Source organism: Paenibacillus sp. AR247, assembly GCF_002968895.1.
Taxonomy (GTDB): Bacteria; Bacillota; Bacilli; order Paenibacillales; family Paenibacillaceae; genus Paenibacillus_AQ; species Paenibacillus_AQ favisporus.
The window spans coordinates 108,610-122,378 of sequence record NZ_PCZT01000010.1 but is presented as its reverse complement, the minus strand read 5'-3'; the positions used below and the strand labels follow the sequence as shown (position 1 = coordinate 122,378).

At 50.7% G+C, this 13,769-nt stretch carries 17 protein-coding genes and 1 pseudogene; 7 read left to right on the top strand and 11 right to left on the bottom strand.

Translation table 11 applies throughout. The features are described 5' to 3' along the window. Positions 1-296: 296 nt before the first annotated feature. Both CPT76_RS40120 and CPT76_RS20125 read left to right on the top strand, forming a co-directional pair. Entirely contained in the window at positions 297-527 is a 231-nt protein-coding gene (locus tag CPT76_RS40120; RefSeq protein WP_258168676.1) for a hypothetical protein, read from the top strand. Then, entirely contained in the window at positions 469-807 is a 339-nt protein-coding gene (locus CPT76_RS20125; RefSeq protein ID WP_258168675.1) for a tetratricopeptide repeat protein, read from the top strand. The genes CPT76_RS40120 and CPT76_RS20125 overlap by 59 nt, the downstream gene beginning before the upstream one ends. Before the next feature lie 144 nt (positions 808-951). On the opposite strand, the gene CPT76_RS20120 is transcribed toward CPT76_RS20125, so the two are convergent. After that, entirely contained in the window at positions 952-1,665 is a 714-nt protein-coding gene (locus CPT76_RS20120; protein ID WP_105444220.1) for a class I SAM-dependent methyltransferase, read from the bottom strand. Between the two features lie 187 nt (positions 1,666-1,852). Here CPT76_RS20120 and CPT76_RS37625 point away from each other — a divergent pair, with 187 nt between their 5' ends. Next, entirely contained in the window at positions 1,853-2,026 is a 174-nt protein-coding gene (locus tag CPT76_RS37625; RefSeq protein ID WP_167527123.1) for a hypothetical protein, read from the top strand. Positions 2,027-2,234: 208 nt separating this feature from the next. Here the strand turns inward: CPT76_RS37625 and CPT76_RS20115 are convergent, their stop codons facing one another. Together CPT76_RS20115 and CPT76_RS20110 are read right to left on the bottom strand one after the other, a co-directional pair. Next, positions 2,235-2,948, bottom strand: coding sequence for an alpha/beta fold hydrolase (locus CPT76_RS20115; RefSeq protein ID WP_105444301.1), 714 nt, complete (start codon positions 2,946-2,948; stop codon positions 2,235-2,237). Positions 2,949-2,997: 49 nt separating this feature from the next. Next, a complete protein-coding gene (locus CPT76_RS20110) occupies positions 2,998-4,083 on the bottom strand; it encodes a YbfB/YjiJ family MFS transporter (RefSeq protein WP_258168674.1) in 1,086 nt (361 codons plus the stop codon). Positions 4,084-4,198: 115 nt separating this feature from the next. On the opposite strand from CPT76_RS20110, the gene CPT76_RS20105 reads away from it, so the two are divergent. Next, complete coding sequence (locus CPT76_RS20105) at positions 4,199-5,071, top strand: LysR family transcriptional regulator (protein WP_105444219.1); 873 nt, start codon at positions 4,199-4,201, stop codon at positions 5,069-5,071. 555 nt (positions 5,072-5,626) lie between these two features. On the opposite strand, the gene CPT76_RS20095 is transcribed toward CPT76_RS20105, so the two are convergent. Continuing rightward, positions 5,627-6,418, bottom strand: a complete 792-nt coding sequence (locus CPT76_RS20095) for an AraC family transcriptional regulator (protein ID WP_105444218.1) — start codon at positions 6,416-6,418, stop codon at positions 5,627-5,629. 102 nt (positions 6,419-6,520) lie between these two features. Between CPT76_RS20095 and CPT76_RS20090 the strand changes: the two genes are divergently transcribed. Next, positions 6,521-6,970 carry an SRPBCC domain-containing protein gene (locus CPT76_RS20090; protein WP_105444217.1) on the top strand — a complete coding sequence of 150 codons (450 nt, stop codon included), beginning with the start codon at positions 6,521-6,523 and terminating at the stop codon, positions 6,968-6,970. An 84-nt stretch (positions 6,971-7,054) separates the two neighbouring features. Here CPT76_RS20090 and CPT76_RS20085 read toward each other — a convergent pair whose 3' ends face one another. Beyond that, entirely contained in the window at positions 7,055-7,483 is a 429-nt protein-coding gene (locus CPT76_RS20085; protein WP_105444216.1) for a MarR family winged helix-turn-helix transcriptional regulator, read from the bottom strand. 161 nt (positions 7,484-7,644) lie between these two features. Between CPT76_RS20085 and CPT76_RS20080 the strand changes: the two are divergent. Next, positions 7,645-8,939: pseudogene (locus CPT76_RS20080) on the top strand (amidohydrolase family protein). A 118-nt stretch (positions 8,940-9,057) separates the two neighbouring features. Here CPT76_RS20080 and CPT76_RS20075 read toward each other — a convergent pair. Then, complete coding sequence (locus CPT76_RS20075; protein WP_105444215.1) at positions 9,058-9,543, bottom strand: nuclear transport factor 2 family protein; 486 nt, start codon at positions 9,541-9,543, stop codon at positions 9,058-9,060. 126 nt (positions 9,544-9,669) lie between these two features. Between CPT76_RS20075 and CPT76_RS20070 the strand changes: the two genes are divergently transcribed. Then, positions 9,670-10,284 carry a TetR/AcrR family transcriptional regulator gene (locus tag CPT76_RS20070; protein ID WP_105444214.1) on the top strand — a complete coding sequence of 205 codons (615 nt, stop codon included), beginning with the start codon at positions 9,670-9,672 and terminating at the stop codon, positions 10,282-10,284. A gap of 18 nt (positions 10,285-10,302) precedes the next feature. Here CPT76_RS20070 and CPT76_RS20065 read toward each other — a convergent pair whose 3' ends face one another. From CPT76_RS20065 to CPT76_RS38440, 5 genes are all read right to left on the bottom strand, one after another. Then, the gene (locus CPT76_RS20065) at positions 10,303-11,487 is read right to left on the bottom strand and encodes a hypothetical protein (protein WP_258168671.1); all 1,185 of its coding nucleotides are present in this window, start codon (positions 11,485-11,487) and stop codon (positions 10,303-10,305) included. Between the two features lie 14 nt (positions 11,488-11,501). Beyond that, complete coding sequence (locus tag CPT76_RS40110) at positions 11,502-11,723, bottom strand: hypothetical protein (protein WP_258168670.1); 222 nt, start codon at positions 11,721-11,723, stop codon at positions 11,502-11,504. A gap of 119 nt (positions 11,724-11,842) precedes the next feature. After that, on the bottom strand, positions 11,843-13,012 hold the full coding sequence (locus CPT76_RS20060; protein WP_105444213.1) for an MFS transporter: 1,170 nt from the start codon (positions 13,010-13,012) through the stop codon (positions 11,843-11,845). Between the two features lie 226 nt (positions 13,013-13,238). Beyond that, on the bottom strand, positions 13,239-13,517 hold the full coding sequence (locus CPT76_RS20055; protein ID WP_105444212.1) for an ArsR/SmtB family transcription factor: 279 nt from the start codon (positions 13,515-13,517) through the stop codon (positions 13,239-13,241). Positions 13,518-13,540: 23 nt separating this feature from the next. Further along, positions 13,541-13,769, bottom strand: a 229-nt coding sequence (locus CPT76_RS38440) for a hypothetical protein (protein WP_219845451.1), incomplete at its 5' end; no start/stop codon positions are given.

Below are 13,769 nucleotides of genomic sequence, written 5' to 3'. Positions count from 1 at the left end.
GTATAATAGAAAATCCCCCGTAAGGGGGACGCCGATTCGATTCCTTCACTTTGCTCAAAGAATGCTAAACTTATCACAATATTTCCCTTAAGCGTTAAATAAGCATTGACCTGTTCGAATTGCCTTTTGAATTTAGTAGACCCGCATAAAGTAATTACTCGCATCATTTCACCCTCTCAAACCCAAAGAGCAAGCTTTCTATTCGCCATCATACCATTTTAACCAGACTTCAAATAGACGCCCTTCAGATGCTGTGTTAGAATTCCTTCATGTGGAAAAAAGAGGAGTGAAGCAACGTGCCAAAAGACCAACTGCAGCAATTAATTGCTCTCCGTGAACAGGGGCGCGCCAACCAGGATCAAGAGCTTCTCGCCGATGTGCGCGCCCGGCTGTTGGAGCTGCTGAACGAAGATCCGAATGATGCGCAGGTGAACTACCAGACCGCAATCGCCCATGACAACTCGGGGATTGGGGAAAGAAGCCATCCCCTACTACGAACGCGCCCTGCAGCTCGGCCTTTCCGGTAACGATCTGGAGCGCTGTCTGCTCGGTCTGGGGAGCACCTACCGGTACTGGGGCCAATATGAGAAAGCGATCGCAACGCTCCGTAGGGGCGTTCAGGAGTTCCCTGACAACCGGGCACTCCGGGTTTTTCTGGCCATGGCGCTGTACAACGGCCAGCAGTATAAAGAAAGCGTCGAACTCCTGATTACCAATCTCATGGAATCGACTACGGATGAAAAGCTGCTTTATTTCAAGCGCGGCATTTTGGCCTATACGGAAGACTTGGACGAAACCGCAGAGTAAGCAGCCCTTTGTAAAATCTAGGGCGGTTCAGCGTCTACCCCCGGCGTTCTCATGAATCTCGCACGTTAGCAGAACAGCCTGCCGGCTTAGGCCGACAGGCTGTTTCATTGCAGAAACCATGCGGGTATTCTGATTCTGATTTTTTCACTTTTTAGCAGCAAAGATAAAGGATTTAGCATGGAGCCCCGCCTGCTGGAATTCCCAGTCTCCGTATATATTCACCTGCTGAAAGCCTGCAGCAAGCAGATCCTGCCTGAGCGTCTCCCTCTCCCTAAAAATCAGCGTATCGTCTTCGCTCCGAACCTCACGGTTATCCAAATTTTCATAAAAAGTATCGTACGTCACCAGGGGCAGATGAACCGAGGTCGTCTCATGCCAGGTTCTGATGTTCGCCTTTGTTGCCGGATCCACGACTTCACTAAGAGAGTGTTCCTTGGTCCAGCGTTCCCAAGAGCGTGCGAGAGGATTTCTGGTGTCGAACAGAAGATACCCTCCCGGCATCAAGGACTGAAAAATGTTGTGCAGCGTGGCTGTCCATTCCGCGTCCGTCACAAAAACCTGTGCCACGTTGGACGTCATCATCACCACATCAAACCGCTCCGCCCCCAGTTTCTCGGACGTTCCAACCTCCCATAGCACGGCGTTCTCTGTGTCCTTCTGCTTGGCAATCCGAATCGACGCCTCGTCGGGATCCAAACCGGTCACGTGATAACCCTTACCCGCCAAATGCAGCGTCAGCCTTCCGGTTCCGCAGCCTAAATCGGCTATTCCGTCAGGCTTGATCCGCTCAATGATGCGCACGAAAAATGTGTCGTCCTTCCCCCAACGGTTCAATTGATCGTAAATCGATTCGAACATCTTTTCCCTCCCGATTCGCTTCCTGAATTTTCGCTATTCTGATCATAGTTCATTAGCCTTTAGGGGGATAGGGAAAGAAAAAATATAGCCGTTTAATATCCATGTAAGGGATGGAATGCATAGACGCAGACTGGAAGTTGCATCCTAATGATAAATGGATTTTAGACAAGGGAGGCATCGAAACGAAATGGAAAAGGATAACCACTTAGCCAACGAAGCGGAAGCGAAAGAACAAGCGGCCAAAGCAAACCGTAACAAGGGTCCGGAAGCCCCGGACACCGAATTCGCTGGAGAACTCAGCCGCAGCGATATCAAGTCCGCGTTCAAAAATCCGGTAACCGGCGAAGAACGGTTATATTAATTCCGCTTAACGTGAATCAACATTCGGTGCAAGAGCTCGGACAGTCGTAACCAAGTAACAAAAATAAGGTTAATCTTAAAGCGCAAGAAGCGCCCTTAAGGTTAACCTTATTGCATTTGGATTCCGGCTCTGCGGCTGTATTAACAGCAGGTCACGACCTCCCGCTTTCTTTAGATTACTTCTGTCCCGCCCATCTCACTGCGCTTTTTCAGGTGCTATACGGGTCAGCCAGAAATTCGTTCACCGCTGGAGCATAACCGTTTAAATCATCGGAGTGGACACCGTGACCGCATTGTTCGAAAACGACAAGCTTGGTGCCCGGTCTTCTTGCCTGCATGCGTCTCGCCTGATCGGTATCTAGGATAAAGCTCTTGCCGCCATGAATCAGGAGGATCGGGCAGCTTGAGCGCAGCCAGTCGTCCCACCACACCCCGTTGGATTGGGGGACGGATACCTGCAGCCCTTTCAAATCCGTTCGGAAGCCCCAGCCCCGTTCATCCTCCAGCACGCTTTCGGCAAAGTAGTCGATCGCCCGCAGTCCGGCGCAAGCAAGCGATTCCCTCAACTGCTTCAAGGAAGGCGAACGGAACGGAAGCTGTTCAGCAAAGGAAAAGTCCGCGTTAATCTCCGCGCCGATATCCTCAACGATCAAGGAGCTCACCAGTTCAGGATAACGGGCAGCGAATTGATAAGCATTTAATCCACCCAAAGAATGCCCCAAAATCGTAACCGGCTGTCCCCCGAGCTCCGACTGGACCAGATTCCAAATATCCATTACATAATCTTCCCTGGCATATTCCTGTCCGGGAGGATGGTCGCTCCATCCATGTCCCCGCTGGTCCAGAGCAATCACCCGCCAATCCTGGAATCGGTCCGCCAGCTCCGAGAAGGTCCTTGCATTAGCCATGTAACCATGCAGCATCACCAACACCTGCCTGCTGGCACTCCTACCCCGCCGACGATGGGTCCCATCAGTTTTGTCCTGCCGCGAAAAAGGCGGTGGCGATGCTGAGGCATGCCGCATAGGCGCGATATGGAACGTGGCGCCGAAGCAGCGAAGTCGTCATCAGCGGCGGAGTAATAAAAGAAACAAGTCCGATCATCACTGCTCCTAGTGCGGTAAAGAACAAATTCCCGGTCGTTATACCGAGCACCCCGACGGTTCCCAAGGACAGCCCCGCCGCCAGTGTATACCCGCTCGGCCACCGGTCGATAGCCCTGCCGCCGATCCAGCCGTTAAACATGCCCGCCAAGCCGATACCGGACCAGATCAACCCGGCGAAGAGGGCCGGTATGCCCCTGCTTACCAGATAAGGGATGAGATACGTGAAGTAAATAATGTATCCCGCACCAAAGAAAAAATAAGAACCGATTAAGAACAAGAGCTTCTCGGGGCTGAATAGAAGCCGGTATACTTTGACGCGTTGTTGATCCGGGGTTTTCACTTCTGCCTGGGACGATGAACTTCCCTGTCTCCGCTTGCTCGTGACCACCGCAAAACCGAACGCGGCCGCGATGCCGAATACGCCCATGGCTGCCCAAGCGTACCGCCAGCCCTGCAGATGGGACGGGTCAATCGTAAGGGGAGCGGATAAACCCGTGAGCAGAATGCCGGCGGAGCCGCCCAGCCAAATCAAGCCCGAAGCCGCTCCCTGCTCAGCCGGCCGAACGGCGTCCATTGCAATAGACAAGACGAGCACCGTGGCGAGAGCTGATAGAAATCCTATGGCAAAACGCCATAAACCGAGTTGGGCCAAATGATCGCTGAATGCCGAGCCGATCATGGCCAATCCGAGCAAAAAGCATGTCGCTTGATTGATGGCATGCTTCCGGTCCGGAAACCGCGAGATCAATGGAGGCAGGCACAAGGTCCCCGCCAAGTAACCGATAAAATTGATCGTCCCCAACATACCCAATTGACTGTAGCTCCCCCCGATTTCCCGCTGAATTCCCGGCAGAAACATGCCATAAGAGAGCCGGGAAAAACCGAGGATCACGACAAATAACAGCGATGCCCACAAGGTGATCCCGTTCCATGCCGATTTTTGGCCCATCATTTGATTTTCCTTCCATTGTTTGGTTTGAAATTAGTTTAAAAGAGTGCGATTATTTTGTAAAATTGAATTATATGAATGAATTGTTTAATTATCTTAAACTAAGGAGGGGACGAAGATGGATTTGCGAGCCTTAAAAACGTTCGAAGCCTGCGTACGTCTCGGACACTTTCAGAAAGCTGCCGAGGAGCTTCAGTATGCACCCTCCACGGTAACCCTTCAGATCCAGCGTTTGGAGGCTGATTTGGGTGTTTCTTTATTTATTCGGGATGGCAAACGTGTGATCGCCACCGAGGCTGGCCGGTGGCTCCATCAAGAAGCCGGGATATTGCTGAAGTCCGTCCAATCCATAAGGCAGACCGTCTCCGAAATCGCTTATGGAGAAGGAGGGACCGTTCGTTTTGCCGCGATCGAACCCATCGCAAGCCAAAGATTGGCGGCGGTCGTTGCTGATTTTTGCAGGCTGCATCCGAAAGTGCAGTTAACGATGGAAGTGAGCGGCAGCCAGCCGATTGCGGAAAGGGTTCGATCCGGCGAACTGGACTTTGGGATATGCTCGGTTCCCTCGGCTAAATTCATGCTGGATTTTGAACCGCTGTTCGAGGATCGACTCGGGGTGATGATGCATGTGGATCATCCGCTTGCCAAACGGGATGAGATTGCAGTAAGCGACCTCGCGGGACTTACGATTCTGGTCAAAGAACCGACTTGTATCTATCGAAAGCTTTGGGAGAGGGCGGTGAGCCAAACAGAACCCCATCCTTTTTCTTGTATGGAGGTAGGAAGTTTCTTTGTCATTCAGCAAATGCTTAAGGAAGCATCCAGTGTGGGGGTCGTTCCGATGTACAGCGGACTCGAACTGGAGGGTTCTTTGGTCATCCGTCCATTTTCCGACATCCACCCTATCGTTCCGCTAGGCATCGTTTATAAAGATAAACACCTCTTGGGCAAAGCGACGCTATTATTAATGGATGCGATCAGGGCGATTTAATAGCTGCACTATAGAAATAACTTTATGTAAAGTACGACGCCAAGGAGAAGCTGACCAATTCGGGCCAGCTTCTCCTTTATTTATTCAGAGGTAATTTGTATTTGATCTGCAGCAAACTCATTTAGGGCTTGGTCATATTTATACGTTACATGAACAGTGCATACGTACTCAGGTAGCACGCCATCAATGGGTCTAACAGATCCGACTATATTAACTGTCAGTTTCTGATCTTTTACATTGTTTAGAATTACATTACCAAAGTAAAGTTTGTTTTCAAATTGATCATCTGGATCATGCGCTAACGCTAACTCGCTGATTTTCCAAATTCATTACGGGCCAGACCATTCAGGTCGAAGGCGGGCACTATATCGCGAATCCGAGCATTCCCGATTTTGCTGACTTCATGCAATAAAATCCCAAGCCACCGAAGCGAATAATTTCATATATTTACAAAAACGCCGGTCAAGACAACGTCTTGCCGGCGCTTTACATTTGCACCACAAGGCGACGATTCCAATCCCCAGAACTCATATAGTCTTTAAGTGCTGGACTATCTTAATCCCCCCGCCGGTAGGCATAGGGAGACGCTCCTACGATCGCCTTAAAATCTTTGCTGAAATGCGCTTGGTCAAAATAACCGAGCTCCAAGGCTACTGTGGCGATATCGGCTCCATTTTCAATCGCGTCACTGGCCTCGTGCATGCGGTATCGCTGAATGACCCATTTGGGGCTTACCCCTAAGTACTGTTTAAACATGCGCTGCAGCGTGCGTTTGGATGCGTTGAACCGGTTCACCAACAAATCTACGCTGGTCAACGAACGATCCTCCATGATCGCCCTGACGATCTTGTTCAGCTCGTCCACCTTGTCATCCGGCTCCGGAATGTAACTGGACAGCAGTCCTTCAATAAAGGCAACCCTCTCTTCCAGACTGTTTGATGCAAATATCCCCTTCTCTGCCGTATCCGCATCAAACGGAAAATACCTGGAGATATCCACTTTACGGTCCACCAGTTCCGACATAGGCTCTGAACTATAACCGTAAAAGGCCCCTGGCCGATAAAGAATTCCTACAATCATCCCCTTTCCCTGCAGCGTATAAGCCGCTTTCCTGCTTTCGATTCCGCAGACGTATGAACTTCCTTGTTCAAACACGATGTTGACCCCGGGATGCTGCAATACCTCCTGCGTATACGACGGCTGCCCCTCTAAATTCCATTCGACGAACCAGTAATGCTGGATCAAATGCCGAAGCCGTTCTGATGGCAGATGACGTGTAATTCTGACGTTCGTTTGTGCCGGGTCAAAATGCAATATCCCTCGGTTAGGGTTCACCTGATAGCGCATCGAATTCCCCCTAATGGCGCGTTTTTACAAGAAACCTGAAGGACGGAAATGGTACGTTACATGTATACAACGTTAATATTATTGTTTCAAGGAGGATTCGACATGCAGTTAGAGTACACCTTCTACATTGGAGCCAGCCCCGAAAAGGTTTGGGACGTGCTGTTCAACCCTGAGAAATCGTCCCGCGCTTTTATGGGAGGCGTCATTCAATCGAGTCTGCAGGCAGGCGACCCGATCCGGTTCGTCGGCCCTGGGCCTGACGGGGAAAACACGGTGCACATTTACGGAGAAATTTTGGCCTATGAAAAATACCTGGTACTCAGCTACACCGACCATCCCGGCCCCTCCCACTTCGCCGAACACGAGACGATGCAGAGCCGGGTGACGATCCGGTTAGAGCCGGTGGGATCGTGCACCAAGCTGCACCTCATCAATGATCAATGGACCGACAGCAACCCTTTGTTCCTGAAAACCGAGAAGTTCTGGTGGATGATTCTAAGCAACATCAAGTCCATCGCCGAGACGGGCAGCTCTCTCGATTTCGGTTTTTAAACGCGCATCCAGCACCAAAAGACGATCGCCCCTTAAAGGGGATGGTCGTCTTTTTTGGCTGTCCGATTGGTTCTCGCAAACGGATTATAAGCGTTCATTAATTTTGACCAGCAGTCCCTTTAACAGCTGCTTCTCCTCTTCGGTCAGGGTCTGTACGATTTCGTCCTCCACCTTCTGAAAGGATTCGTTAAAGGCATCAATCAATTCAACGGCCTTTGGCAAAACATAGATGTTTTTCTGCCGTTCATTATTGGCCGGAATTTTCCGCTCAATATATCCCTTTTTCTCGAGCCCTTGGAGCATGCTTGTTATGCTGGCCCCCTGCAAATGGAACCGATCGGCTAAATCCCTTTGAATGATATCTTTATCCTGGTTTTTATGAATATAATCAAGGACTTTGCCTTGCTGCGCGTTTAATCCCAGCTCTTTAATGCTGTCATCCGCCTTTTTCTTCAACTTCAGGCCGATAATCTGAAACAAGTCCAGATAGAGTGTATCCTTGCGAGGTTTCATGATCGTTCCTCCTCAAAATGTTAGGAGACTAATTTTTAACATTTAAACTATACGGGGATTGCGGAAGGTTGTCAATTTAAATATTAGTTTATTGACTGTTAGAAAACTAACTGTTATACTTCGAATTGTTTTCAAGCACACATCCAAGGAGGAATAACGAAATGAAGAATACGCTGGACAAGGTTACGGCCATTATAAATGCACGGATTTTCGACGGGGAACAAGTGATTGAGGCAAGAAATGTGCTCATTCAAGGGGAGACCATCATTGCCGTAGGCACTGACGTTCCGGAGGATGCAGTCATCGTGGATGCGAACCATGCGACATTATTGCCGGGCTTGATTGATGCCCATGTTCACACTTCCATTGGAGGATTACGGGATGCTGTAAAATTCGGTGTGACGACCGAACTCGAAATGAATGGAGATTTTACGGAAAGAGGACGGGCGATTCAGCTGAAAAATGTGGAAGGCGCCGCCGATGTCCGTTCCGCCGGAACCGCGATCACCGCTCCGGGCGGTCATCCGGATGAATTGCTGCCTGATGGGGACGAGATCCCCGAGTTCGTGTTAAAGGATTGGAGAAGTTATCGAAGGAAGACCGGGAAGCGATGCTGGCGGCTTACGCCCACGATCACGAAGAAGTGCCCCAGGTGACGACGGTGGAAGAAGCGATCAAACACGTGCATACCCAAGTGGAGAATGGCGCGGACTATATTAAAATCATGATTGAAGAAGGCACGGTCATGGGTGCCCCCGGCCTGCCTGTCCTGAGCGACGAAATTCTTAAAGCTGCCGTTGAAGAGGCTCACAAGTTTGATAAAATCGTCATCGCCCACGTCCTGACGGCTCGTTCTTCGCAGACCGCCATCGCTCTCGGAGTGGACGGATTGGGCCACCTGTTTATCGACAGACCTGCACTCACGCCCGATTTGGTCCAATCCATCGCCGATTCTGGCGCGTTTGTAACGCCGTGCCTTGTATTGAACTCGTCCATCCTTGGAAATCCGGCATCCGATTTGGCCAATGATCCGCGGGTGCATTCCAAATTAAGTCCGGAATGGATCGATATTCTGAACTCCAGCTTCAATACGTTCCCGCAAGGCGATATGGAGAACAGCTTTAAGAACGTGATGGATCTTCATCGGGCCGGCGTCGACATTCTGGTTGGAACGGATGTCTCCCCTGTTCCCGTTCCGAATCTCGGCGGCCTTGCGCATGGTGCCAGCGTCCATCATGAAATGCAGCTGCTCGTTCAGGCCGGGTTCACTCCGATCGAAGCGCTCCAGTCCGCCACCTCGAAACCGGCCCGCCGCTTCGGGCTTCACGATCGCGGACGGATTACCGCAGGTTCGCGCGCAGACCTTATTCTGGTGAATGGCGACCCGACAAGTCATATCTCGGATACCCTGTCGATCGAAGCCGTGTGGCTCAAAGGCGTGCAGCAGCAAAGCTAACAAGGAGAAATATTCATTAACCAAACCTTCTGCAAAATAGAAGCTTTTCCCTACCGGGAAAAGCTTCTCTGCCTAAATGAAGGTACTAGGCCTGTTGCTGGGCTGCACAGCTTAGTGCTCAATTCGATGGCGTCTGGTCCGTAAGCGCCTGGAATAACTGTGGCAGTCTGTCAAACGCCTCCGCCCCGTCGATCGGGTTGGAATAGTCGCGGGAGGATAAGATCTGTCCGTCCCGGACCCTGACCACCATAATATACGAAAAGGTGAATGAGCGGCCGGTCTCTGTCACATGACCGTGAACATTCCATTCGGCAACAACGACTTCCGGATCCCGGGTCTCGTGTAAGGCGAGTAACTCAGCCTTATCAAACCGTCTCATTCCGGCGACGCTCTTAAATCGTTCGCGGAGTACCTCCCTTCCTTCTGTCCGCTTGGGAACCCCAGGGGGAGCGAACGGGATTTCGATAACCACGTCAGGAGCATATAGATCTGCAAGTTCATCCCATGCATTGTCAGCTGTAGCCCGTATAAAACATTCAATGATTTCGCGCGGACTGGCGCCGGCTGATTGTGTCTGTTCTGTCAAACTGATCACCTCGCTCATGAATTTGAAATCACCATAATCTTAAACGGAGAATATTCTCCGGTTAAGATTATACGGAGAATATTCTCCGTTTGTCAACGATACGTTCATTGTGTAATATGGATTCAAGCGAGGTGTTATCCTAAGATGTCAAAACAGAACATACCGGCTGATCACGGTGGGGGTACCGACTCCAACGGTGCCAGGCCCTCTTCCAAAGCACTGCGTGCCGACGCCAAACGAAATCGGGATAAACTGCTCGATGTCGCGCACAGGCTCTTTACTACTGAAGGCATTACCGTCTCGATGGATGAAATTGCCCGACATGCCGGGGTTGGCGTAGGCACCGCCTATCGGCATTTCCCGACCAAGGAAGAATTGTTTGGAGCGGTGATGGTCAGCTACAAGGCGCGTCTTGTTGAGGAAGCAAAAAAATGGCTCCGCCACGAGGATCCGGGCGAAGCGTTCTTCAGCTATTTTAGAATCGTGATCCGTGAAGCCATAGCCAACAAGGCGATAACCGACGCCCTTGTCGTCAGCGGTTTGGACAAGGACGCCGCGCTCAAAGAAGTTGCGGGAGACTTCTGGAGCGAGCTCGGCAAGCTGCTAGCCCGGGCCCAACACAACGGCTCCGTCCGGCCTGACGCCAGCATTAGCGACATCCGGATCCTGCTTGTCGGTATCCTGCAAGCGCACAGCGAGAGTGCTCCATATCCCGAGCGCATCGTGTCGATTATATGTGACGGTCTACAGGGCAAATAATCATTCGGATTGCTGGACTTACAACACTAAAAACTGCGTCCCAAAGCCCTTGCCGGAAACATAGGCTTTTTCCAGTTCTTCTGGATCGCCGTTGTCTAATATAACCACATTTTCGGGATACAGCTTACCAAGTAATGCCCACCGAACAAGCTCGTTTCCATCGGTTGGAATGAAGTGGATTCCGTCTGTATTTGTCACCAATCCGGAAAGCGCAAGGATGTCCGCTGCCGAATGCAGGCTGACAGAGGTACGCTTCACAATAGCGACATCGGCGTTGTCGTTTCCTTCGGGCCGGTACATAAAGCGGTGCCCCCTAAAGAGCTGACCGAGATCCGCCGAAAATTCACGTCCGTCCACTTCCAAGCTCAATCGCAGGGTCGTTCGATCAGAAGCAGTAATCGGCAGTAAACGCGCGACGTTCGGACCAGCGAAATCTCCTAAGGAGACAGGAAGCGTATCTTTCCCTGGTGTACCGCTTCCCGCCTCGGTGCGCGGTGCCGCATAATAATCGTCATATTCGTAATCGAACGAGATCGCAGCCATATCCTGCGTTTCTTCTGCCTGTATCGTTTGTACCGGATGCCATTTCAGCAGGTACCGCGCCGCCGTCCCGACCGGCTCTCCCAGCCCGGCAGGCAATACCGTGCCCAGACGATATTGGAATCCGTAACCGGCTGCGGACAGTCCCGAGCTGACCACGCTTTGCGCATACTGGACAATCGATTTGTGAGTTAACTTTTTCCCGAGCAGCTGAGTTAAAAAGGTCTCCCGGGCCGGTTCCAGAAAACGGAGTCCTTTAAACTCCGTATGTTCCTTCACTTCAAACGGAACCTGCTCCCAATTGGCAAACGGAAGCAAAGCATCCCGCAGCAAAACCATCTGGTGCAGGTATTCATTATAGATCTGCATGATTCTTGGGCCGCCAAAGGGTCCCCAGACCTGTGCAACAGCGTCCGGAATCAGGGCATGACCGTAGCAGTGGCTTCTAAATTCCAGCTGTCCAAGCGTTTCCGGCCCATACTCCGCGAGAGTTTTCTTCCCGGAGTTAATCTCCCGCGCCCAGCGTACCAGTTGCTCGCCGATACGTACTGCCTGGGCCGTAAGCTCGGTGCCGGCTTTATCCTCTAAAGCCAGGGGACCGAGCGGCAGAGATGACACGCGCCCGGAAATCGCCAAGTTGGCCTGAAGGCTGTCCAGTAGCACCGTCGGATCGCCGTTTACCGGTCACCCAGCTGGATCAGCATCGCCTCAAGCAGCTTATCGAGCTCCATGACGACCTCTTTTGCCCGATATATACCGGCAGGCAAGTTCCAATCCAAGGCGCTGCCTGCCCCTTGCCGGAACGAGTCATTCGAAGAGTTTCCAATTCGCTGCTCCACATCGATCTCATTCCCCCATACGATACGGTTGTCTTTCAAAGTAAGTTGATATTCAGTCATATTTTTCACACCTCATTTAAAAGTTTTGGTTGTATACGACAGCAAAATATTCTGTTCAATTGATCCCTGCAGCATTTTTCAAGGTCAGGCATCCCCCCTTTCACGGTGAGTTCCAGAGGTTAATTACTCAGTACCGATTCTTTTCTGCTTTTGAGCGAAAAAGAGTACAGCGCAGTGATCACGCTAAGCAGAATGCTTACCGCTCCTACCCAACCCAGCTGCATCAGAGACGTCTGATTGGCCACCCATCCGCCTACCCCGGCGCCTACCGCCATTCCAAGCTGCAGCATGGAACTGTTCAGTCCCAGCGCAAGACCCGAAGTCTTCGGGGAAAGGGAGATGAGGTAATACTGCTGAGCGGGAGTCGTCATCCAAGCCGCTCCGAACCAGACCGCCAGAATGATCAGCGCGCTCACCATCGTGGCTGCGGCCAGTGGAAGTACGGCCAGTGCGGCTGCATGAAGAAGCAGGCTGACGAGCAGCGTTTTGCCAATTCCCCACTTATCCGCGCCGTACCCGCCAAGGCGTGATCCCATGACAGCGAACAGGCCGCATACGAAGAGCGCCGTGCTGATCATCGTCGTATTCATGCCCACGGCTGTCTCAAGAAAAGGCGCAATGTATGTAAACATCAACTGATAACCGGCAATCCAGAAAAAAGTGATCATCAAGCCGCTGACCATTCGGCGGTCCTTCAGCGCAAGCAGCTGGTCCCGAATCGAGGTCGGCTTCTGTTCTTGTACCTTCGGCATCCACGCGGCGATTCCGATCATGGCAAGCACACTCAATGCCGCAATGAGCATAAACACCGGCCGCCATCCCCAAAATTCGCCGATGATGGTTCCGAGCGGAGTGCCTGCAACCAAGGCAGTACTAAATCCCATATAAATGATGCCGATGGCATTCCCTTGCTTTTGGGGCTCCACCAGGCTGGAGCCGACCATGAGAGCCACCACCGTAAATACGCCTTGACTGGCTGCCAGAATCATTCTGGAAATCATCAGGACGGTAAAATTCGGACTAAAGAAGGCGACCAAATTACCAATGACAAACAAAGTAAAGGTCAGCAGCAGCAGCCTTTTTCTCTTCATTTTGCCGGTAAGCGATACATGGATCGGGGTTCCGATCGCAAATACAACGGCATACAGCGTAACTAATTGCCCGGCTGTGCCTACGGATACGTTCAAATCATTCGAGATCATCCCCAAAATCCCCATGACGACCATTTCAGCCGTCCCCATGACAAAAGCGCCGAAAGCAAGCAGATAAACGAGTCCCATTTTATTCATTGAATCCTCTCCTTTAGGTTATTAACATGAATAGCTTGATATTTTTATGTTTATCGAAATATTAATCAATAAAATGCATGCATATTGAATCCCCCCTTTCTTGTACTCTTATAGATTTAAAACTATCAATCTATTGGTCAAAAAAGAAACTGCCGCTAATGACAGCAAACTTTTTGGGATCTTATCTTAATATATTTAAATTTATCGAAATATGGGGCCGAAAAAATTAATCTGGCTGAAGCACGACATGACGATCTAATGTATCCTGATTGACCCGATAAAAATGATAAGTCCCTTCCTTGCGCGCCAGCCTCAACACCCCGCACTCCACCAGCTGTTTCAGATGATGCGACAGGGTGGAACCTTTATAATTCAGCTGCTCCTCAATCTGGCTGCAGCTTAATTCATCATGCTTGCATAAGAGCTTGACGATATGTAACCGGGTCGGCTCCCCGAGTGCTTTGTATATTTTTACAGCTTCCTGATGTGACTGCTCCTTGTTCATGGGGTTGCCCTCCTTCCATAGGTTTATAATTCTATATTTATCGATATAGTAAGCGATGAAATTTCCTTTGTCAACAGCGATCTAGAATAAATATGATTCCTTCTGAACCAAATCCCTTTCCCTAGAGCAAATGCCCCGCTGGCTGTGGTGTTTTTAAATGGAGCGACCGTTAAGTAAAAAAACAGCCGCAGCCGAGGAAGATGACAAGCCTTGGACTGCTGCTGTATTTCTGCTTTTTGGGCCTCAGGATAT